The organism is Bacillus sp. TH19 (genome assembly GCF_016651075.1).
GTDB classification, from domain to species: Bacteria; Bacillota; Bacilli; order Bacillales; family Bacillaceae_G; genus Bacillus_A; species Bacillus_A mycoides.
The window spans coordinates 772,959-795,303 of sequence record NZ_JAEKEO010000007.1 but is presented as its reverse complement, the minus strand read 5'-3'; the positions used below and the strand labels follow the sequence as shown (position 1 = coordinate 795,303).

At 33.8% G+C, this 22,345-nt stretch carries 24 protein-coding genes, 2 pseudogenes and 1 riboswitch; of the genes and pseudogenes, 6 read left to right on the top strand and 20 right to left on the bottom strand.

Translation table 11 applies throughout. The features are described 5' to 3' along the window. Window positions 1-4: 4 nt before the first annotated feature. A complete protein-coding gene (locus tag JFU54_RS07790; RefSeq protein WP_002015754.1) occupies window positions 5-670 on the bottom strand; it encodes a PspA/IM30 family protein in 666 nt (221 codons plus the stop codon). Window positions 671-1,082: 412 nt separating this feature from the next. Between JFU54_RS07790 and JFU54_RS07785 the strand changes: the two genes are divergently transcribed. Continuing rightward, window positions 1,083-1,661, top strand: a complete 579-nt coding sequence (locus tag JFU54_RS07785; protein WP_002015756.1) for a lipoprotein BA_5634 family protein — start codon at window positions 1,083-1,085, stop codon at window positions 1,659-1,661. Between the two features lie 35 nt (window positions 1,662-1,696). On the opposite strand, the gene JFU54_RS07780 is transcribed toward JFU54_RS07785, so the two are convergent. Genes JFU54_RS07780 through JFU54_RS07770 form a run of 3 tightly spaced genes read right to left on the bottom strand, consistent with a single transcriptional unit; the run spans window position 1,697 to window position 4,093 of the window. Then, a complete protein-coding gene (locus tag JFU54_RS07780; protein ID WP_033708410.1) occupies window positions 1,697-1,864 on the bottom strand; it encodes a FeoB-associated Cys-rich membrane protein in 168 nt (55 codons plus the stop codon). A gap of 16 nt (window positions 1,865-1,880) precedes the next feature. After that, the gene (gene feoB, locus JFU54_RS07775; RefSeq protein ID WP_201064145.1) at window positions 1,881-3,869 is read right to left on the bottom strand and encodes a ferrous iron transport protein B; all 1,989 of its coding nucleotides are present in this window, start codon (window positions 3,867-3,869) and stop codon (window positions 1,881-1,883) included. After that, the gene (locus tag JFU54_RS07770; protein WP_000060510.1) at window positions 3,866-4,093 is read right to left on the bottom strand and encodes a FeoA family protein; all 228 of its coding nucleotides are present in this window, start codon (window positions 4,091-4,093) and stop codon (window positions 3,866-3,868) included. The genes feoB and JFU54_RS07770 overlap by 4 nt, the downstream gene beginning before the upstream one ends. Before the next feature lie 194 nt (window positions 4,094-4,287). After that, window positions 4,288-4,389, top strand: a riboswitch (TPP riboswitch). Window positions 4,390-4,474: 85 nt separating this feature from the next. On the opposite strand from JFU54_RS07770, the gene JFU54_RS07765 reads away from it, so the two are divergent. Beyond that, window positions 4,475-5,146 (top strand): energy-coupled thiamine transporter ThiT, encoded by a 672-nt coding sequence (locus tag JFU54_RS07765; RefSeq protein WP_002129599.1) that lies wholly within the window; start codon window positions 4,475-4,477, stop codon window positions 5,144-5,146. Window positions 5,147-5,354: 208 nt separating this feature from the next. Here JFU54_RS07765 and JFU54_RS07760 read toward each other — a convergent pair whose 3' ends face one another. From JFU54_RS07760 to JFU54_RS07735, 6 genes are all read right to left on the bottom strand, one after another. Next, entirely contained in the window at window positions 5,355-7,208 is a 1,854-nt protein-coding gene (locus JFU54_RS07760) for a sensor histidine kinase (RefSeq protein ID WP_201064144.1), read from the bottom strand. Further along, on the bottom strand, window positions 7,205-7,894 hold the full coding sequence (locus tag JFU54_RS07755; RefSeq protein ID WP_000041840.1) for a response regulator transcription factor: 690 nt from the start codon (window positions 7,892-7,894) through the stop codon (window positions 7,205-7,207). The genes JFU54_RS07760 and JFU54_RS07755 overlap by 4 nt, the downstream gene beginning before the upstream one ends. Before the next feature lie 54 nt (window positions 7,895-7,948). Then, on the bottom strand, window positions 7,949-8,569 hold the full coding sequence (locus JFU54_RS07750) for a class D sortase (protein ID WP_078176443.1): 621 nt from the start codon (window positions 8,567-8,569) through the stop codon (window positions 7,949-7,951). Between the two features lie 89 nt (window positions 8,570-8,658). Continuing rightward, window positions 8,659-9,138 carry an LPXTG cell wall anchor domain-containing protein gene (locus JFU54_RS07745; protein ID WP_201064143.1) on the bottom strand — a complete coding sequence of 160 codons (480 nt, stop codon included), beginning with the start codon at window positions 9,136-9,138 and terminating at the stop codon, window positions 8,659-8,661. A gap of 187 nt (window positions 9,139-9,325) precedes the next feature. Beyond that, window positions 9,326-9,658: a hypothetical protein gene (locus tag JFU54_RS07740; RefSeq protein WP_201064142.1), complete on the bottom strand. Its 333-nt coding sequence runs from the start codon at window positions 9,656-9,658 to the stop codon at window positions 9,326-9,328. A gap of 185 nt (window positions 9,659-9,843) precedes the next feature. Further along, entirely contained in the window at window positions 9,844-10,059 is a 216-nt protein-coding gene (locus JFU54_RS07735; protein ID WP_201064141.1) for a hypothetical protein, read from the bottom strand. A 161-nt stretch (window positions 10,060-10,220) separates the two neighbouring features. Between JFU54_RS07735 and hpt the strand changes: the two genes are divergently transcribed. Continuing rightward, window positions 10,221-10,748, top strand: coding sequence for a hypoxanthine phosphoribosyltransferase (hpt, locus tag JFU54_RS07730; RefSeq protein ID WP_201064139.1), 528 nt, complete (start codon window positions 10,221-10,223; stop codon window positions 10,746-10,748). Between the two features lie 84 nt (window positions 10,749-10,832). After that, window positions 10,833-11,735, top strand: a complete 903-nt coding sequence (locus tag JFU54_RS07725) for a diacylglycerol/lipid kinase family protein (RefSeq protein ID WP_201064137.1) — start codon at window positions 10,833-10,835, stop codon at window positions 11,733-11,735. Between the two features lie 40 nt (window positions 11,736-11,775). Here JFU54_RS07725 and JFU54_RS07720 read toward each other — a convergent pair whose 3' ends face one another. Next, window positions 11,776-12,285, bottom strand: coding sequence for a DUF2199 domain-containing protein (locus JFU54_RS07720; RefSeq protein ID WP_002143522.1), 510 nt, complete (start codon window positions 12,283-12,285; stop codon window positions 11,776-11,778). Window positions 12,286-12,487: 202 nt separating this feature from the next. On the opposite strand from JFU54_RS07720, the gene JFU54_RS07715 reads away from it, so the two are divergent. Then, window positions 12,488-13,447 carry an Rpn family recombination-promoting nuclease/putative transposase gene (locus JFU54_RS07715; RefSeq protein WP_201064135.1) on the top strand — a complete coding sequence of 320 codons (960 nt, stop codon included), beginning with the start codon at window positions 12,488-12,490 and terminating at the stop codon, window positions 13,445-13,447. Between the two features lie 39 nt (window positions 13,448-13,486). On the opposite strand, the gene JFU54_RS07710 is transcribed toward JFU54_RS07715, so the two are convergent. From JFU54_RS07710 to JFU54_RS07705, 3 genes and pseudogenes are all read right to left on the bottom strand, one after another. Continuing rightward, entirely contained in the window at window positions 13,487-14,251 is a 765-nt protein-coding gene (locus JFU54_RS07710; RefSeq protein ID WP_201064133.1) for a hypothetical protein, read from the bottom strand. A gap of 52 nt (window positions 14,252-14,303) precedes the next feature. Beyond that, window positions 14,304-14,557, bottom strand: a pseudogene (locus JFU54_RS29705) (hypothetical protein). A 121-nt stretch (window positions 14,558-14,678) separates the two neighbouring features. Then, window positions 14,679-14,849, bottom strand: a pseudogene (locus tag JFU54_RS07705) (FtsX-like permease family protein); the annotation flags it as partial. 371 nt (window positions 14,850-15,220) lie between these two features. Here JFU54_RS07705 and JFU54_RS07700 point away from each other — a divergent pair. Then, the gene (locus tag JFU54_RS07700) at window positions 15,221-15,400 is read left to right on the top strand and encodes a cold-inducible protein YdjO-related protein (protein WP_002067775.1); all 180 of its coding nucleotides are present in this window, start codon (window positions 15,221-15,223) and stop codon (window positions 15,398-15,400) included. Window positions 15,401-15,617: 217 nt separating this feature from the next. Here JFU54_RS07700 and JFU54_RS07695 read toward each other — a convergent pair whose 3' ends face one another. From JFU54_RS07695 to JFU54_RS07670, 6 genes are all read right to left on the bottom strand, one after another. Continuing rightward, the gene (locus JFU54_RS07695) at window positions 15,618-17,465 is read right to left on the bottom strand and encodes an FtsX-like permease family protein (RefSeq protein WP_201064130.1); all 1,848 of its coding nucleotides are present in this window, start codon (window positions 17,463-17,465) and stop codon (window positions 15,618-15,620) included. Between the two features lie 15 nt (window positions 17,466-17,480). Next, entirely contained in the window at window positions 17,481-18,242 is a 762-nt protein-coding gene (locus JFU54_RS07690; protein ID WP_002015781.1) for an ABC transporter ATP-binding protein, read from the bottom strand. A 422-nt stretch (window positions 18,243-18,664) separates the two neighbouring features. Beyond that, window positions 18,665-19,435 carry a rod shape-determining protein MreC gene (gene mreC, locus JFU54_RS07685; protein ID WP_201064128.1) on the bottom strand — a complete coding sequence of 257 codons (771 nt, stop codon included), beginning with the start codon at window positions 19,433-19,435 and terminating at the stop codon, window positions 18,665-18,667. A 193-nt stretch (window positions 19,436-19,628) separates the two neighbouring features. Then, window positions 19,629-19,994, bottom strand: a complete 366-nt coding sequence (locus tag JFU54_RS07680) for a YxeA family protein (protein WP_201064126.1) — start codon at window positions 19,992-19,994, stop codon at window positions 19,629-19,631. Between the two features lie 143 nt (window positions 19,995-20,137). Continuing rightward, window positions 20,138-21,646, bottom strand: a complete 1,509-nt coding sequence (locus JFU54_RS07675) for a sensor histidine kinase (RefSeq protein ID WP_201064118.1) — start codon at window positions 21,644-21,646, stop codon at window positions 20,138-20,140. Next, on the bottom strand, window positions 21,630-22,331 hold the full coding sequence (locus JFU54_RS07670) for a response regulator transcription factor (protein WP_002164891.1): 702 nt from the start codon (window positions 22,329-22,331) through the stop codon (window positions 21,630-21,632). Before JFU54_RS07670 ends, JFU54_RS07675 begins: the two co-directional genes overlap by 17 nt. Between the last annotated feature and the right edge of the window lie 14 nt (window positions 22,332-22,345).

Below are 22,345 nucleotides of genomic sequence, written 5' to 3'. Positions count from 1 at the left end.
TATATTATTTCTCGTACTGCTTCATAATACGAGCTAATTCATCGTCAACAACAGAATTTTTGTTTAAGCTTGCGAATTCATCATCTAACGACTTTTCTTTCTTGTAAATTTCACCGCTTGCTTCTGCTTCAGCCTCTAATTGAAGTGCTTTCTCTTCCATACGGCTTAAACCAGCTTTTGCTGAATTTGAATCAAATCCAGACATCGCCTGATTAATATTCTTTTGTGCTTTCGCTGCATTTACACGTGCAACAAGTGTTTCACGTTTATTTTTCAGCTCTGTTAATTGCTTACGCATTTCTTCTAGCTTAAGACGAAGGTTATCAGCAGCTGCTTTGTTTTGCTCATAGCTCGCTTTATACTCATTCATCTTTTGCTCTGCATTTTGTTTTTCTTCTAAAGCACGGCGCGCAAGATCTAAGTTGCTAGCTTGAACAGCCATATGAGCTTGCTCTTCACGTTTTTTCACAAGTGCTTCTTGCTCTTCAAATAATATTTTGAATTTCTTCTCAAGTGCGATTTGAGCTGCTACACTTTTCTCAGCTTCTTGTACATCCGCTTGCATATCGCGTAAATATTGATCCGTCATCTTAACTGGATCTTCAGCTTTTTCAATTAATGAATACACATTCGACATTGTTAAATCTCTTAATCGTTTAAATACAGACATCCAAATTCCTCCTATGATATACCTCATATTTCAAATTCACTACTTGGAAAATTAAAAATCTCCCTTTTCAGTAAGAATATTCATTTTTACAACCTATGTGTTTATTATAACAAAACTAATATGTCCTTACATGTTATTTCCAAAATACAGCCAATATAATATGACATTCCAGATATAATATTGTATTCCTACTATATCCTTATTATTTCTACCTCCAAAATCAACTTATTTTTGCGCAATTTCACTAAATTACATAATTGTAATGTTACTGTAAGCTAACTCGATAGTTACGTTTCAACATTTCTTATACACTAATACCAGAAGCAACGGAATAACAAAAAAGCTTCTCATAATGTAAGGACTAATACAGAAACTGTATTTACTATAAAACATATAAAAAGGAGAAATCATCATGAAAAAATTAGTAGGAATCGGATTAGCAGCAGCAATTGCATTCGGAGCATTATCAGGTTGTTCTTTATTAGGAGAAAAAGCGAACGGCTTAGTATTATACGGAACGGAAGATCAAGTTCAGCAAATCGCAGATAAAAACAAAAAAGATGTAAAAGAAAAAGATGTATATAAAATGAAAGTTGCAACACTTGAAGGTAAAAAAGTACTTGTAATGGATAAGAAAACTGGTGAAGAACTCGTTAAGAAAGAACTACTTAAAAAAGTCGATAAAAATGATGACACAAAAGCAATTGATAAGTTACCAACTGTAACAGCAGAACAAGGTGTATTATTTGCAAAAGAGAAAGTTGAAAATGCTACATTTGATGGAGCGAAATTAAAATATGAAGGTAACACAATTATCGGTGACGGCCGTTCTTATGGAGATATGTTTGCCATCGTTGATGACGCAGCATATGGAAATGTAAAAGGTGAAGAAAAATCTGTAGGTATTCTAAAATTTGATAAAGACCCTAGCAAAGAATTACCTGGAGCAAATGGAGTAGAAGCATCACAACTTGTAAAAATTAAAAAGTAAACAAAAAAGCTTTGCGAAATTCGCAAAGCTTTTTTCTATTTCTGAGCAATTTGCTCCATATCTGGACTACAAGTTTGCGACTGACATGACTTACTTAAAGAGCATGCTGCGCATTTTCCCTTTTTACTTCTCTTTACAAAATTAACTAACGTATATGCTGCATAACCAAAAATGATAGCTCCAATTATAATATTGACCATCACCGCGATACATCTCCTTCTAGAATCCGAGTAAGGACCCAACTTGGTATATAATGAGCGTTAATACATAAGCAACAACGAGCGGATAAACGACAGAGAAAACTGTCCATTTCATCGATCCTGTTTCACGTTTAATAACAGCTACTGTCGCTAAGCACGGAACATATAATAAAATAAAGAACATAAATGCATAGGCTGATAGCGCAGTATAATGTGCTCCCATTACATTTCCTAGCACATCTTCTTTAACCGCATAAATAATTGCCATCGTAGAAACGACAACTTCTTTCGCTAAAAATCCTGTTAAAAGGGATGCCGCAGCTTGCCACGTTCCAAAACCGAGCGGTGCAAAAAGTGGTGCAATAAATCCACCAATCATCGCTAAGAAACTGTCTCCCATATCAACACCAAATCCTGATGGACCTGCATAGTTTAATAACCAAATGACAACAGAACCACCGAAGATGAATGTACCCGCTTTACGAACAAATCCTTTACCTTTCTCCCACGTGCTCAGCCATAACGTTTTCGCTTGCGGCACACGGTAAGGTGGTAGTTCAATGACAAAAATAGATTTTTCCGCTTTTAAAATAGTAAGAGACATAATTTTTGTAACAAGTAACGCAAGAAAAATACCTGCAACGTATAAAGAAAACACAACAGTTGCCTGACTATTAGGGAAGAAAACTCCCGCAAATAGTGCATATACAGGTAAACGTGCTGAACAAGACATAAATGGTGTTACAAGAACTGTAAGTAAACGTTCTTTCTCTTGTTCAATCGTTCTCGCTGCCATAATACCTGGAACGTTACATCCAAAGCCGATAATCATCGGAATGAACGCCTTTCCGTTTAAACCGAAAAACTCCATAATTCTATCCATAACAACTGCAATTCGTGCCATATATCCTGAGTCTTCTAATAATGAAATGAAGAAGAATAGTGCAAAGATTTGTGGAACGAATACTAATACCGCACCAACGCCAGCAATAATACCTTCTGTAACGAGCGCTTGAATAAAGTCAGAAGCGCCAACACTTGTGAGCCCAGCTGTAACCCAATCAGTAAGTTGTCCGCCAAAAAATCCATCAAGCATATCCGATAAAGGTGTACCAATCCACGTAAACGTAACCTGAAAAATAAAAAACATAACTGCTAAAAAGATTGGAAGTCCTAAAATTTTATGTGTAATTAACTGATCGATTTTTTCCGAAAAAGGAATTTTTCCTTCTTTCTCATGCTGCATAACATTTGTTTTTAACTTTTCAATATACGCTTCACGAGTTTTGTAAATGTGCTCCTCCAACGTACAATCAAGTTTTCCATCTAAACGAGATCGAATGGCTATAAGTTCCTTATAAATTGGTAATGCTTTCATTTCTTTTTCTACTACTTCGTTATTGCTTAAAAATTGAAGGGTTAACCACCTCGGATGCTCATAATTCGCTGTCTCTAAAAGAGCAATTATCTCTCCAATCTCTTCATCCATTTGTACACCATATGAAATAACAAATGGCTTTTTCTCTTTTTGTTTCTCTTCATGAAGAGTAGTAAGTAATTCTTCACAGCCTTTTCCGGTCCTTGCGATGACAGGAACGACTGTTACACCTAATATTTCTGATAACCGTTTTACATTAATCACAATTCCTCTTTGCTTTGCCACATCAACCATATTTAAACCAATTGAAACGGGCTTACCAAATTCAAGTAATTGCAATGTTAAATGCATATTTCGCTCAAATTGCGAGGAATCCACTATATTTAACATATGATGAAATTCGTCTGTTAGTAGAAAATTCGTAACGACACCTTCATCACGTGAAACTGGATTCAAATCATAGACGCCTGGTAAATCAATTAATGTTCCTTGCTTATCTTTTAATTTACCAACCTTCTTTTCTACTGTTACACCGCTCCAGTTTCCTACATACTCATAAGAACCGGTAAGTGCATTAAATAATGATGTTTTCCCTGTATTCGGATTCCCTAGCAAAGCAACTTTATTCACGCTAATTCCACCTTTATCATTTTCGCGTCACAATGACGAATACTAATTAACTGCCCACGACACTCCAATGTACAAGGACCTTTAAACATCGCTTTCTGTTTTATGCGAAGTTCGCTTCCTTCCGCAAGACCAAAAGCAGCTAGTCTACGCTTTAATAACTGATCTAACGACTGAATACTTTTTACTAACACTTTCTCACCAATTTTAATATCTACTAAGCTCATAACCTTCCCCCTCAGAAGAGAATGATAATTATTTTCAAAAAAATTATATCATAATCTATTTCTCTTGTACTATACCCTTTCGCTTCATATTTATTAACATTTCGCTACAATTCTATTTCAAACATTGTCATACTAGGTTCATTTGCCATTCTCATCCATTTCGCTTACAATAAACAATAGCAAATAAAGAATCTCGTTATCGCAGGGGGAGCCTTATCGCTGAGAGGGAACACTTCGTTCCGACCCTTAGAACCTGTTAGTTAATGCTATCGCAGGGATTGTGCAAACGTCCGAAATACATACCTCTTTCTTATTTACGTATTTCGTATCCTCCTATGATAATGTTCTTTTTTGTGCAACTTGGATATAGGGGGAGACAACATGCGTAACACCAATTTACAAGCGATGATCGAATCTGCTATTCTTGCAGCCTTCGCCTTGGTCATCGATATTTTACCACTTTCAATCAAAATATCAGCAACAGGCGGTTCCATCTCATTCGCTATGATTCCTATCTTTATTATCGCATACCGCTGGGGCTTCAAAATGGCTTTCTTAGGAGGCTTAATTTGGGGATTATTACAAATTGTCGTAGGCGATGCCATTATCGTCACACCAATTCAAGTAATCATTGAATACTTCGTTGCTTTCGCATTCATTGGATTTGCTGGTTTATTCTATCGTCCAATTCAAAAAGCACTTCTAGCATCTAATAAGAATGGAAACGAACAATCAAACTTAAGTAGCCGTAAAGATAAGCCTTCATCAAAACAAAACCAAGGAAAGAAAGTAATTGGATACATTATCATTGCTACTTTTATCGGTAGTCTAGCTCGTTACTTCTGTCACTTTATTGCCGGTATTATTTTCTGGGGACAATATGCACCGAAAGGTCAATCAGCTATTCTATATTCTTTAATATTTAACGGTAGCACAATGATTGGTTCCTATATTCTATGTACCGTTTTACTTATATTTTTATTTATCACTTCACCAAGATTATTCAAAAGCATAAGTGCTTATCAAATAAATTCACAAAAAAAGGGCGCTTAACTTAGCGCTCTTTTTTCACATCGTAATATCAATTAAAAATACAATAAATGCACAAAAGAAAATAAATACCATTATACTTAGCCAATTGCTATGCACGGTTCATCGACTCCTTACATAACCTCATTTTCTATTCAAATTATACTGCTCCAAAATAAAGATTAGGTAAAGATAATATGAAAATAAATTAAAAAAGCGTAGATAGTATTGTCTACGCTTTTTTCGGTAAATAGAAGTAAAATAACACACCATCTTCGGTATTCTTCACCCCATATTCAGCATCGTGCAATTCTAAAATATTCTTTGAAATTGCAAGACCAAGCCCTGTTCCACCTTGTGAACGTTTCCTTGCCGCATCCACGCGATAAAAACGATCCCAAATTTTATCTAATTGTTCTTCTTCAATGTGAGCACCTTTATTTTCAATACATACTTTTATATGATCCTTCCCGTCTATTGTGGAAATAATAATATCTTCTTTTTCTGGTGTATAACGTATTGCATTCGTAATAAAATTCACAATTACTTGTTCAATTCTATTTTGATTCCCAATCACTTCTGCTGGACATATATGTTTGTGCACACTCAGTTCTTTTTTCTCTATCTCCGCTGAAAGCTGTTCACATATTTCTTCAATCACTCCATCTATATAGAAAGAATCCATCTTCATGTTATATGTGCCAGACTCAAATTTAGCTAATTCAAGCATATCCAAAATTAGTATATCCATCTTGTCTACTTCTTTTTCCATCGCCTGAAAATAGTAGTCTTTCTTATGCTCAGCTACCCCATCTTTTAAAATGAAAATACAGCTTTTCATAATACTCAGCGGCGTTTTTAGTTCATGCGATACACCCGCAATAAATTCTTTCCTTGTGTTTTCTAACTTTCTTTCTTTTTCAATATCTTGTTCTAACTGTCCAATATGTGAATGTAGTTTATTAGATAATGTATTAATATTTTGCGATAAATCACCAATTTCATCTTTTGAAGTAATCGGAATTTTTTCTGTGAAATCCAAATGAGCTATTTTCTTCGTTGTATCATTTATTTTTAGTAGCGGTTTTGCAATTTGTTTTGAGTAATAAAACGAAGCTAGAAAAATTAGAATGACTACAAATGCAACAATATAGATGTAATAATCTTGCACCATTTGTACAGCCTCATCTACAGGCTGTAAAGAAGCCATCGCATATATATATGTTACCGATCCGTCTTTTTCTTTTTTTGGTTTAATTAATAATTTATATTTTATATCATTTTTTTCATAGTCCATTATTTGTGTTGAATACTGTATATGATTATTCTCTTTTAATAATAAATCAGTTTGAAATTCTTTTATGCTATCTAAGAATAAACTATTTTTATAAATTGGATTCACAGGACCTTTTACATCGGGGAACTGTACTTTCGTAACACGTCCTACTATGAAAGCATCTAATTCCTGAGCAGCTTGCTCCTGAACGGCCGGCTTCTTTTCCTTAACAACTTGTTCCTCAGCTGCTTTCTTTTTCTCCTGATCTAATTTAATCATTTTCTCATTAAATGCTTTTTCTAACGGTTTATTAGATCCACTTAAATTTTGCTTACCTAACGAGAAAGAGAATGGAATAAAACTTTCTTCTTTTCTCACTCCAGAAAAATAAATTTCTTGTCCTAAAAACTTCTCTGATAATTTATTATCAATCTCCTCTATATTGACGAGATTACCTAAGGGAATCTTGAATATTTGTTGTCCAAAGCTCTTCTGTTGCTTACGGTCTATCGTTACTTCAAAATAAAAATCATCCACATGTTTTAAATTCCCATTCTGATCTAATATCGTAATCCACGTATTATTTTCTCTTAAAAAATCTTGCTCCAGCTTCTGAATTCCTTCTGCATTTCCTACATAATTCAAATAATTCTTCTCAAAGGAATTTAAATTCACTTTAATATCTTCTACTTTTCGGTTCGCATAATATTGTTTAAAAAATATCGTTTGACCAATAAATATCGTCGCTAAAATCAACATACATAGAGCTGTTGTAAGGGTAAATAATTTAAGTACAATCCCTTTTCTCATATGTTCCCCTCGAATTTATAACCGGTTCGCACTACAGTTGTAATGTACTTTGCTTTCTCTCCTAATTTATTTCGCAAATTACGAATATGACTATTAACCGTTCGATCATCGCCAGCAAATTCGTACCCCCAAATTCGTGAAATTAACTGTTCTCTCGTTAAAACAATCCCTTGATTTTTCATGAAATAAGCTAATATTTCAAATTCTGTATGTGTTAAAGTAATGTCTGCCTCATCAACAGTAACAGTACGTGACGGAAAATGGACGTGAATGCCATGAATTGATAACGTATCATCTTCATTTTCTAAAGGTTTCTTTGATGCTTGTCTACTTTCTAATAATCGTTTCGCTCTCGCTAATAAAATAGGCGGACTATATGGTTTCGCAACATAATCATCTGCCCCAAGCTCAAATCCAAGTAACGTATCATCTTCATCTACACGTGCCGTCAGCATAATAATTGGGACCCCGGACGTCTTACGGATCCTTCGGCAAACAGACCATCCATCAAGTTCCGGCAACATAATATCAAGTATAACTAAATCGACCTCTTCTTCTTCAAATAAGACTAAAGCTTCTTTTCCGTCTCTCGCTTCAAGCACTTTATATTGTTCACTCAAAAAGTAATCCTTTAATATTTCGCGTAAAATATCTTCATCTTCAACAATTAAAATGTTTTTTGACATAATCTATGTCTCCCCCTCTCATTTTAAGTAGCTAGCATTTTGTACTTGATAATTTTATTTTGAATTGCTCGTAATTAACTTTGCCTCGATAATATATCGATCCGGTGCATCCCCTATATAATCAAATGGATAGCAAGTCGTCAGTGTTAATGTCGGTTCTTCTTTTTTTACAATAACAGTGCGGTCATCCGCGTGTGTAATCCACATCTTTTGAATTTCATATGTGTACATTGTATTGTCATATTCTACAATGAGATTGTCTTTTTCTTTAAGCTCCCCTAATTCTGTAAATACAGTATCCCTATGCCCGCTCAGTACAGTATGCCCTCCTCCAGATGGTGTTGTCGTTAAATCACTAACAAACATACCGACTCCTTTTTTCAATGTAGCATCATTTGCTCCCCAATATATAGAAAACTTCTTCTTTATTTTCGGTATATTTAACATAGCTATCTTTTCTCCTTCTTTATGTTGTATTTGAGAAGAAGGTACTTGTGCATTTACTGGTACTTCGCTAGAATGCTGCTTGGATGTTTGTTGTTCAAAATTTTTAATTTCTTCTGTCGTTAAATCTTGTGCAGAACTTTTTCCTTTATACCATTCAAAAGCGTAATAGGCTCCCATTAATAAGCCTACTATCATTAACGTAAATCCAATACGATTTAGAACTGTCACTGTGAATCCCTCCATGCAAAAAATGGTAGGAGTAACCTACCATTTTTAATATATGAAATTATCCCATTCTTTATAGAACAATATTTTATTTATGCCTTAATCTTATTACGACGGTTCAAACCAAATAATGTCCCTATCGCTACAAGACATGCGCTTACTGCCATCATTGCTACATTATTTGATGCTGTGTTTGGTAATTTTTCACCTTGTACAGCTTGTTTCGCTGCATCATTCTTTTGCCCTGCCTTAATTGCTGCTTCTTTTTTTGCAAGAGCTTCCTTTTCTTGCACTTGTGGTGTTACTTCTTGTTTCGCTGTATCATTCTTTTGCCCTGCTTTTATTGCTTCCTCTTTTTTAGCCATATCACTTTTTTCTTGTACTTGTGCTGCTTCTTTTTTCTCTACTTCGCTCTTTTGCTGTTCCTTAATTGCTTCTTCTTTTTTAGCTTTATCTTGCTGCATTTGCGCTGATTCTTCTTTTGTTAATGTTCCAGTAGAAGCGCTCGCTACTGAAGAATATCCTACTGTTAAAAGTGCCATTGCACAAATTGGTAATAGTTTTTTTTTCATTTTATTTCTCTCCTTTTATACTTTATTCTAGTAACACATCACGTCGCACCGGATGTATTACTAGAATAAACAAGAGATGTAAATATAAGATGCAGATGAAATGGAATTCTGTTAAAGATTTCATTTTAGAAAAATAAAAAAACACCGTAATATATACGATGTTTTTTTCGGGTGTGTGTCTCGATATTTATTTGTTACTTTCGCGTGATTGAGAAGTAGAAAGGGCCGGAGTGATAACTAATTGTCTCGGCTCAGTTTTCTTGAAGTGATTTTTGACGTTACACTTACGACATTGAAAGACCCATGCTTTAATAGGATTTGTTAAAATAATTTTTTGCCTTTCGTTAGGGGCCTCTTCTTCCAATTTACAACTATCGCTCCACTTACTCCATTTCATTGTAAATTTAGAAGAAGAATGATCGTCTTCTCGATCAAACGTATGCAAAAAATCCATTTCTCCAGCTAGCATTACGGTGTTACTAGTTGCTAAAAAAGAAAAGGTCGTCCAATGTTTCTCCATGCCCTCCTACTCCTTTTTCACATATAGAGTGCCTAAAACTTAATTTACCTAAAATATGCTTGCCTTTTACCTTACACTTATAGTTTATCCAAAACACTACTATGCAACTATCGATTTGTCTTACAAATCACCTTACATTTTTGTAAGAAACGAAAAAACCTTCACTCTATATACGTGAAGGTTTCTCATTTCTTATCTATATGATCTTTCATATCATCAAGTCCAACTTCTTGCAGCTGTGACATCATACCGTGGGAAATTGCGCCTAATACTAAAGCCATTCCAATTAATGGAATCCGAATTGCAGGTACATCAATTATGTAAGCCAACATACCAAGAACGATTGTTAAAAGCAATGCTTTTATAAATGTTACACTTGTATACTGTTTCTTTTTCATCATAATCACCCTTCACGGAAGCGTTTTCTTAATATGATCAGTATATCATATCATCTGACTATTTTGTGGGCATTTCTGTAAAAACCTTATATCTTCTTTGACTTTTTTCTTTCTATCCTTTACAGTCGAAATGTTCACAAGTTTTACACTGTAGGAGGATTCAAATGAAAATTGAAATAAAAGACACTTTAATTTCTGAAGAACAATTACAAGAAAAAGTAAAAGAACTAGCACTTCAAATCGAACGTGATTTTGAAGGAGAAGAAATCGTTGTAATCGCTGTATTAAAAGGATCTTTCGTATTCGCTGCTGATTTAATTCGTCATATTAAAAACGAAGTAACTATCGATTTTATCTCTGCATCTAGCTACGGAAATCAAACAGAAACAACTGGAAAAGTAAAACTATTAAAAGATATCGATGTAAACATTACTGAAAAAAACGTAATTGTCGTAGAAGACATTATCGATTCTGGTTTAACACTTCACTTCTTAAAAGATCACTTCTTCATGCATAAACCAAAAGCATTGAAATTCTGTACGTTACTTGATAAACCTGAACGCCGTAAAGTGGACTTAAAAGCTGAATATGTTGGCTTCCAAATTCCAGACGAATTTATCGTTGGCTACGGTATCGACTGCGCAGAAAAATATCGTAACTTACCATTTATCGCTTCAGTTGTAACGGAGTAATATAAATAGAGTAAACTTCCATCAATTATTGATGGAAGTTTATTTTCTATCACGATTCGTAAAAGACAAAGGGAGAGAATAAAAATGACAAAGACAAAATTTGAAAAAGTACTCCTCATCGTAAATCCGAAAGCAGGACAAGGCGATTTACATACGAACTTAACAAAAATCGTACCACCTCTTGCGGCAGCTTTTCCTGACCTGCATATCCTTCATACGAAAAAACAAGGTGATGCAACAAAATATTGCCAAGAGTTTGCTAGTAAAGTAGATTTAATTATAGTCTTTGGTGGTGACGGAACTGTATTTGAATGCACTAATGGCTTAGCCCCTCTTGAAACTAGACCTACACTTGCAATCATTCCAGGCGGAACTTGCAACGACTTCTCTCGCACACTTGGTGTTCCGCAAAATATTGCAGAAGCAGCGAAACTCATTACAAAAGGACATGTAAAACCAATTGATGTCGCAAAAGCAAACGGACAGCACTTCTTAAACTTTTGGGGCATTGGACTCGTATCTGAAGTATCAAACAATATTGATGCAGAAGAGAAAGCAAAGCTTGGAAAAATCGGTTACTACTTAAGCACTATTCGAACTGTCAAAAATGCTGAAACATTCCCAGTAAAAATTACGTACGACGGACAAGTATATGAAGACGAAGCTGTCCTTGTTATGGTTGGAAACGGTGAATATCTCGGGGGTATCCCATCCTTTATTCCGAACGTAAAATGTGATGACGGAACACTTGATATTTTCGTAGTCAAATCAACAGGCATTCAAGCGTTTAAAGATTATATCGGAAAGAAACTATTTGAAGACTCAAATGAAAATGACATCTTCCACGTCAAAGCTAAATCCATTCATATTGAAACAGAAGAAGAAAAAGAAGTAGATACAGATGGTGAAAGCTCTCTTCATACACCGTGTCATATTGAGTTGTTACAAGCGCACTTTACGATGATTTATAATCCTAATGTTGTGTAATGAAAAAAACGAGTGATATCACTCGTTTTTTTCTTCTAATCTAATTATGTCGTTGTATAATTTCTTGTATTTCTTTAACTCTCTCTAAAGTAATTCCATTTCTTTGTTCTATCGCTAAAGGGTGATCGGTTGGCTCTAATTCAACATACGGTGCCATTCCAACTTCTCTTATATGTACATTTGTCTTTAAATTTAGTGTTTCTGGATAAACTGGTATTTCTACAGATAACCAGCCAAAATGAGGATCACTATTCTCTCGTCCTCTCTCATCCCACTCTTCTAGTACTTTATCATAACTTTCTTTACTAAGTGATACCCACACAGTCCAGATGAAATTTTCGTGGTAATCAATTATAGGAATCTCTAAACAGCCTCTAATAAAATAATGTTCATCGTCCATTACACAAAGATCTGATGTTAAATGGAAGCGTCCCTCTCTTTCATGAGCCGCTACCTCGTAGTAATAAGATGGTGCTTCACTTCCGTAACATAAAGGGAATGTAAATCGGTTCATTTGTATCTTTTCTCCAGACTTTCTTCTTCTTTTCATCTATTATGAGTTCTCCTATCCTTTAAATTTCATTCACACTCAAAATCCATCCAATTTCACTAGAGTATAACATAGACATACTTGCCTTTTATTTTCTAATAATACTACTAATAAAATAGCAGAAGGGTCTGTTTGCATGCCCCAGTTCTTTTTAGATACAATGAAGGAAAGAAGCAACCTGATACAAGGGAGAGAAAAAACTGTGTTCAACCAACAGTTAGTTAATTTACGCATTGATTTTGCATTTAAACAATTGTTTGGTACGAATGGTAGTGAAGATATTCTAATTGCATTTTTAAACGCTATGTTACAAGAGTCTTTAGAGTCGCCCATTGCTTCTCTACAACTAGAAGATCCACATTTACATCGGGAATATGAAGAGGATAAGTTATCTATTTTAGACATTTCAGCGACATTAAACACAGGAACAAAAGTAAATGTAGAAATACAGCTCAATAATAATCACGATATGATAAAACGTAGTTTATATTATTGGGGAAAATTATACACATCCCAATTACAAAAAGGTATGCCTTACAGCTCGCTTCATAAAACCATCACCATTAATTTATTGAACTTCATAATGTTTTCAGATCACAAAGAATTTCATACAACGGGTACATTATGGAATACACAACAACAGAAACTCTTGAGTGATGACATAGAAATTCACATTGTAGAAATTCCAAGGTTAACAGAACAATGGCATGAAGAAAAAGTAAATCCGTGGAAAGATCCATTTGCTCGTTGGCTTTTATTACTTTCAGCAAATGAGGATGAGCACTTAACTAAAACATTGGAGGATATTGCTATGAACCAAGATCCTATTTTACAAAAAGCGATAAATAAATGGGAACGTATGAGTCAAGATTCTTCTTTCCGACAAGCCTATGACGCAAGGGAGAAAGTTTTAATGGATGAAGCAGCAAAATTCGCCCACGCAGAGACAGAAGGAATAAAAAGAGGAATGGAACAAGGAATAAAAAAAGGGATTGAAAAAGGGATTGAACAAGGCATTGAAAAGGGTCGAAAAGAAGGGGTTCAGCAGGGGAAAATTCAAATGATTAAAAGTATGTATGATCTTGGTATACCACTTGAAACGATTACTAAGGCAAGTAAATTAAGTGTGCATGAGGTTGAGCGTATTTTAGGACATAAATAGTAATAAAAAGAAGCTTGAATGGTTTCAAGCTCTTTTTTATCAACTTTCCTCAATTCTTTCCATCTTCCAAACTAAATTATCTGGATTGTTTTTCTCTAAAAAGGTTAACATCCACATAGTTTTTCCTTTGTCGTTCATCAACATCACTTTATGGTTTAACTTCCAAGCCACGTCACTAACATAATTAGACATTTTATACATATCTTCTTCTCTCATAAGCTTTTCCTTTTTGATTAATCGTCTCGTTCTATACTCCCTTATTTCTAAGTACATATCAGCATAAGCCACTTCATGCTGCCAAATTATACTACATACATATTTTTTATTCGGACTACTCTTCTTTATATATACAAGTTCATTTTTATAATCCAAATCCAGTACCTTATTGTATGCCTTTTCTAACATCTCTATATCCCAATCACATTCCACAGCTAAACTCTTCATTTCAGTATGAACGATTTGAAGTGCTAATTCTTTTTTCTCTCTATCTGATAAATATGGAAAATCCTTTACATTCCCATACTCTACAAACACATTCATATATTCAGGAAAAATTCGATATTTCTTCTCCCACTGATTTAATAATGAAATATCATCCACACAGTAAATCAAGATAACTTTTTCATAGTCTGTTCTTAACTTTGACATATGTCGCTCGTATAAAGAAGTAATACAGCTCGTTTCTTTTAAAAAAGATATCTCTTCCTCATAGTTACTCGAGGATGTTGATTGTAATACCTCTAGACTACTTATATTCTCTTTTCTTTTTAGAAAACTTAATCGGATATCTCTTATAATCGGCATCTACTCTCTCCTTCTTAACACTACGACTATATAATTGATTCTCTAGCGCCAACTAATCAATTTCAACCCATCCCATTCCCATATAGAGAAATAAAAGCCCCACTACAAAAAAGAGCGCACCAACTAAAAAATAGAACGGTGCTCCGTGCAGCGTATCACAAAATAGCCCTAGAATGTTTTGTGATACTACTGTCCATTTATCTTTTTTGAATTTTTTTCTTTCATTTCTTTTACAAACCTATAAATACTTAGACCAATAAAAATGATGCCTATTAATAGGCATCCTACTATAATTAAAATCTCCAATTATAACACTCCATTTAAATACCATTGTCATACATACTTCATTTTAACTAATAAAAAAACGAAAGAGAACATAATTCCCACTACGTTCTCTTTCGTTTCACGAGAAATTTCATCACTATTTTTATTCCCTAACAATCCGAAAATAAGAACGAACCGTTAAGAAATAATAGCCAATATACATGGTGCTATACAGACCAATACTAATTAATAACGGGACTGCAATTTCATACGGAAGTACTGCCGATAAACCTTTTAGCGCAAATAAACTATTTGAAATTCCAACTACTAATGGATATACTCCTCGATTACTCATATTAAATCTATTTTAATTCAGTTCTCTTAAAAATTTTTGATAGTATACTTATTTTCCTTTATAGTTCTTTAGGCTTATCTGAATTGAAACAAGAGAAGAAAAAGAGGTAGAAACATGCGGAGAAGGTTGACGGCATACACCGTGTCAAATTGAATTGTTACCAAGGCGTTCAACGATGATTTATAATCCTGCGTTTGTATAATCACTATTTTACTATAACTTTAATAATTACTAAACTTCGCATTTTTCAAAAAATATAGTATGATGAATAAATAAAAGGTTGTTAACAAAAACGTTAACAGCCTTTTTTGTTTTTTCTAAAAAACTTTTCAATTTAAAGGAGCGATCACATGTATTGGAGAAAAAATGATAAACCTGTAGAAGAACCAGAAGCAATTGCTGTGTGGGAATGCGAAGCAGACGACTGCCTTGGATGGATGCGTAAAAACTTTTCTTTAGAAGATAAGCCACAATGTCCGTTGTGTAAAGGTGACATGAAAAGCAGCGAACGATTACTACAGAAGTTATAATACCTTTCCCTCTTTATCTTTTATATACTGAAAAGATAGAGGATTTTATTTCTCCTTATCTACAGTACAAGTTGCTTCCTAATTATAAATAATGAAAGAAGCAGCTATTACGTAGAATAGCTGCTTCTTTCAATCTATAACTTCTTCATCGCTATAAATTCCATATGATATTCCCCTAAATTTATCTCTATTCATCATCCCCCTTACTCACTACATACTACACTTCTTTCGAAAGAACAATTTTTTTATACAATTGAACTGTAATGAAATAATAAAGCACATAAATGACTAAGAAAATAATAATCGGCAGCCAAATACGGAAATATGGATTATCTATTAAGAACGAGAACATGCTCATTCCGACTAATACGTGCATTATACCTACGATCGCTGGGAACAAGAAAACTAAAAGTAACTCTTTATAAATTGATTTCGTTAATAGCTCATAACGCACACCAATTTTACGAAGCATTTGATAGCGAATAATATCTTTTGAAGCACCAGAAAGAATTTTAAACATTAAACAGCTTGCCAGCATCGCTAAGAAAGCTATGCCTAAGAAAAATCCCATAAATACTGTTCCACTGTAAGTACTGTAATATCCTTCATACAGCATATATTTACTCAAAAGATGTACGTCCTTCATATCTTTATATTTAGCTAGCTCTAATTCATCAATTTTTTTCCATTCTTCTTTATACGTTATAAAATTGTCCGTTTTCCCCAGTATTATAATTTCTTCTTTACCTTGTATCCCGTCATACATCTTTTGATCTACAATTTGTATCTTTTGACTAGGATTCATATATGTCTTTTGAAGAGACCTTAAAACATTTCCCCACTCTTCTGGAATTACATTGGTATTATCCTCATTTTTTTCTTGCCTATGACTTAAAACGGCTCCCACAATTAGCTCCCTCGAAACAGGCACGAATCGGCTACTATTCTCGTCTTTTCCAGTACGTGTTAGCGGACGATTTCTTTCTAAATCTTCTTTCAATTGATAAATAAACTGCTCATCTACTTTGTATCGATATTCATTCTTTTCTTTAAATGTAATGCTATCTAATATTTTCTTTTCTTCTGCTGTGGGATTTTTAATTTCGACATCATAGTATTCTGCACTCTCCACCATATTTGTGACATTATTTTTTAACGCCATCCCACTAGAAATTGCACCCGCACCGAGAGCCACTAACATAGCAACTGTCGCTAATACTTTCGTTAAACTATTAATAGAAAAACTTAACTGTGCAAACGTAAACGCATTGATTCCTTTTTCACTACGATTTTTATTCGCTTTTAGTTTGTTAATAATAATGGGAAGGAATGATGCAAATAGCATATAAGTTCCTAGTGTTACTGTAATTGTAGCAATGATAAATCCTGATTCCTTTAACTCTTTCATATAAATCATCGAAGCATAACCAACTGCTAATAAAATAATTGATAAAAGTACTACTATATTCGTTAGTTTTCCTTTAGTAGGCGTACGCTCTGTGTGACTATTGGAGTGAACGAGTTGTAATAGCGAATTACGCACTAGTTTCATACCATTCATAATTGCGGACAACATAAATAATGCAATGAAAAAGATGAAAGTAACAATAATTGATGGTACATAAAATGCATGATAACCACCGCCAGTAAATTCTAGTTCCTTCATCAGTAAATGTCCAACGCCTTGCGCCAAGATTATACCGACTATCACACCTACTATAAGAGATACTATTCCTAATACAATTGTTTCAATAAACATAAGCAATGTAATTTTATGCTTTTTTGCCCCTAATACCATATACATACCAAATTCTTTTTGCCGAAGTGATAATAAAAATGAATTGGCGTATAAAATATAAAATAATGTAATGAAACCTAATAAAAATGATCCTGTTTGGAAGACTGAAAAAATTCCATCCATGGAATTCCCTTCGATAAACGTTTTATTTAACGCTAACGTTTGAAACATATAAAAAATTGAAATAGACATAATAAGCCCAACTAATAAGACCATATAGTCTTTTCGTTTACTTTTTAGTCCCGACATGGAAAGTTTGAATAACATGTTGAACCTTCTTTCTTATGCTTTTTGTGTGCCTAAATCTGCAAGCACATCTAAAATCTCTTTATAAAACTCTTCACGAGTACCTCTGCGATGAATTTCTTTATACAATTCTCCATCTTGGATGAATAAAATACGTCGGCAATAACTTGCGCTTAATGGATCGTGTGTAACCATCATAATTGAAACATCCTGTTCTTCATTTAAGTTGGTCATCGCCTCTAATAAACTTTTCGCATTTTTAGAATCAAGCGCTCCTGTTGGCTCATCTCCTAAAATTATTGCTGGCTCATGTACAAGTGCACGAGCCGCCGCCGAACGTTGTTTTTGTCCACCAGATACTTCGGACGGATATTTTTGAAGAATCTCTGAAATTCCTAACATTTCTGCTACCTTCTTCACCTTTGATCCAATTCTTTTCGAATGAACACCTTGCAGAGAAAGCGGTAATGCAATGTTTTCATAGATTGATAAATTTTCAAGTAAGTTAAAATCTTGAAAGATAAACCCTAGTTTCTCTGAACGAAAATCAGATAATTCCCCTTGCTTCATTTTCGTAATATCTGTTCCAGCAATTTCAACAATTCCACCTGTCGCTTTATCTAATGTAGAAATCACATTCAATAATGTTGTTTTCCCTGAACCAGATGGTCCCATAATCCCAACGAATTCACCCTCTTGGATTGAGAACGATACATTCTTTAATGCATGTGATTGGCTCTCACCTTTTTTACCGTATACCTTTTGTACATTCTTTACCTCTACAACTGATGTTTTCATATATATCCTCCTACACTTCTTTTCCTACTTTTATTTTCCTTACATATTTCCCGAGCACCTCTTAACCCATTTCTAAGTATAGATAGCATTTCTTAATAAATAGCAGTGGATATTCTTAATATTTCTTTAAGAATATGAAAAAGCCCCAAAGCTAGTACTTGGGACTTTTGGTTTCTATATTCTATTTTTGAGTAAGAAATAAAGACTTTATTTCTCCTCTTTAATCTTAATTTTTGCTTGTTTCTGAAGAGCTGCATCTTCCATTTTATCTATAGATTTATGAACTGATTTTACTTCTTCTCGTGCTTTTCCAAAAGCTTCTTTTTCTTTGTTCCATACTTTTTCTTATTCCTCTTAATCTTACTCTACCTAAAAAAAGTGATATTCATCTCTTCTTCACTTTTAATAGACACTATTCTTTGCTACCCTTTAGGTTCTACTAAAATGACATCTTCTAAATCATATAAATTCGCCTTTGGTTTTGCATAAATAATATGTGCAAGACCATATTTATCGGGCTCTTGATCTATTACCTCTGCTACTTCAAGACCAGGTGGTATTTTCTGGCTCAATTCAGAGGTAATAATGCTATCACCTATTTTTATTTCTTTCGCTTTATCTGATGGAATATTATCAATTCGAAGGGCTTGTTTTTCCTTATCATACCCTGTAACAAATCCTAAAATGGATGAATTATTTTGGAAGGTGATTGTTAAACGATTTGTTCGTTCATCTTTCGTAATTAATTTCACAACAGATGTAAATTGATCTACACTCTCTATCTTTCCAATAAGACCATTCACTGTAATAACAGCCATATCAACCTTTACACCATGTTGTGCCCCTCTATCAAGAGTGATTTTTCCATACCACTCTTCTGCTACGCGCCTTACTACTGTAGCTTGAATTAAATTGTATTTTCCTTGTTCCTTTAATTCTCTCGTCTTGTTGATAAGCTTAGTAAGGTTTTCTTTCTCCTCACTTAATATGTGTACTTTACTCTTTAACGATTCTTGGTGCTCGATTTTTTCTTTCAATACTTGATTCTCTTTATATACTTTATAAATGTCTTCTATATTGTGAACAATATTTTGTACATGCCTATTATTCGTGCATACATACATCATCAATAAAACAAAAAGAATAATTGAAAGAAATAATAATATTTTCTTATTACAAACCTGCATAATCATCCTGTTACTCCTTACCATTCTTATCTACACAATATAGAATACTAGTAGTTGTATACAGAAGAAATGCAGTTTAGATAAAGTTCAGATAATCTTTATCTTCTTTATAAAAATTTTAGAAATTATCATATACTGCCATTACATTTGAAGCTTGATCGTTACTTTATCTATTGAATACAACTTATCATTTCTATAACTAGACATGCTTTATTGTTACTTTTTCTTTTGCTTTAGCGGGCATTTCGTCACCTTGTATTTCTTCCCATTTCATACCATACGTCCCTTTAGACTTAATCTTTAAATATGCTCCTATTCGTAAATGTTTTGAAGAAGTCATCATAATTTTTTGTTCTTCCCCAGATTCATCATACCCTTTAAATTTATAACTCCATCTACCAAAACCTTTACTTTTCACTTCATATTCCCCATCACTGTCGACAACAGCATAATAAACATCTTCTTTAATAAATGGATTCATTTGATCTACAATCGGTCCACCTTTCACTACAAGTAATGTAACTCCAACTATAATCAATACGATAAACGCACTTAATTTTTTCATATAACTTTCGATTCTCCACTTCTCTGTTTTATTAATCAACGTCCACCTGAATGATGGAATAAGACTCTCTCTAAATCAATAGCAACACTATCACTCATTCTTCCCTAATTAGAAGGTAACCGATATTTCTAATGTTCTTCTAATTAAATTGGCAATAAGATAATAAATTGAATAACCCCATTTTCATATTCTGCTCGAATTTCTCCTTTGTGCAATTCAACAATGCTTTTTGCAATTGCAAGCCCCAAGCCTGAACCTTCTACAGCTCTACTTCTCGATTGATCTTTTTTATAAAAACGCTCAAACAAATTCTCCAATTCTGTTTTTGTAAATTCTTCACTATGATTCGCTATAGAAATTTTGATATGCTGTTCTTCTCTTTGAAGTGAAACTTGAATTTCTGCTTTATCTATACTGTATTTAATTGCATTTATTAAGAGGTTTTCAAACACACGTACCATTTTTTCCGAGTCCACAACGGCATATATACGATCTTCCTGAAATTTTTTCACGAATGAAAGATTATGTTCCTCCGCTTGTGGTACTAGCTCTTCTATTAACTGATCAAGTAGTTCATTCATACACACTTCTTGTGAATCTAACACCATATTTTCATCTGTTAGTTTTGTATACTCAAACAAATCCTCTATTAACATCTTCAACTGCTCTGATTTTGAAAAAGCAATTTTTATATACTCATCATGCTGTTCTTTATTTTCATATTTCGCATCACCTAGTAAGCGTAAATACCCCATAATAGAAGTAAGTGGTGTTCTTAAATCATGTGATACATTTGTAATCAATTCACTTTTTTGTTTCTCTATTTGTTTTTCTTTTTCTATATTAGCCAAAAGCTTTTCTGCCATTTGATTAATATTTGAAGTTAATACACCTATTTCATCTTGACCTGCCTGTTTGATTTTGTATTGTAAGTTCCCTTTCGAAAACTCTCTTACTCCTTCTGCCATTGCTTCAATCTGATTCATCTTCCTTTTCGTTATATAAAAGAAAGAAAGTAGAAAAGTAATAAAACCTAGTAAAGATGGGAATGGACTACTACCGTTCACTACATACTTTACATTTCCTTGTGGTATACCACTTGCAATGATATACATATTTTTCGTATTAACAGTAACTGGATAAAAGGTTGTAAACTCCTTACGCTTTTGTTCAGCTCTATCTTGAATTAAATTCTGTGCCTCTACATATCGTACTTGATCCATTTTAAAATCCATTACATTACGCATCGTCTCATGAAGATTAATCTGTTCTTCCGGTGCTCCCTTTGTTTTATAAACCACTTTCCCATTCTCATCTATTATTAAAACCTTCAATTGATTTTGATGATTCAATTGATCAAGCAGTTCTTGTATATTAATTTCCTTACCCTCTTCTGTCATACTTTCAACAAGCCTTTGTGTCTGTCCATCAATGGCTTCCATACCTGATGCATAATCAATGATAGAAATTTTATTCGCATCCTCGAAAAAGGAAGATGAAGACCACCCTACTAATACACCAAGTAATGTACAGAAAGTAAATGTAGTAATTAGCTGTACACGTATACTCTTTTGCAAATAACTACCTGTTTTACCTATCATTTTTTTTAAAACTTGATTCATCCATATTATCGGTTCAAATATCTTTCTCAATCTTGTAGCCAACTCCCCATATTGTTTTAATGTAACGAGGCTTCCTTGGAATTGCCTCTATCTTTTCACGTATTTTCCGAATATGTACCATCACAGTATTATCGGATTGGAAAGCTTGCTCTTTCCATACTCTTTCATAAATTTGCTCTGCATTTAATACCATTCCTTGATTTCGTGCAAGCAATTCTAATACCTCAAACTCTCTCGGTGTCAATTTCACCTCTTCATTTGCAATAATGACCTGCCGCGTTGCTATATTTATCTTTATATCTCCAACTTCAAATACATTTTCATCTTTTACACTTGCCCCGCTCATTTTCATATATCTCCGAAGTTGTGATTTAATACGAGCAATGAGTTCAAGTGGATTAAATGGTTTTGCTACGTAATCGTCTGCTCCAGTTGTTAACCCTAAAATCTTGTCCATATCTTGCGTTTTTGCCGACAGCATAATAATGGGCATTTCCGCTATTTCTCTCACTTTCATACACATATGAATACCATCTATTTTCGGCATCATAATATCAAGTACAATTAGATGCACGTCTCTTTTCCTTACTATTTCTAACCCCTCTTCACCATCTCCAGCTTGTAATACTTCGTAACCTTCATTCTTCAAATAGATGGCGATAAGTTTTCTAATTTCCTTCTCATCGTCCACGATAAGTATCGTTCCTTTACTCACAAAATCTCCTCCAG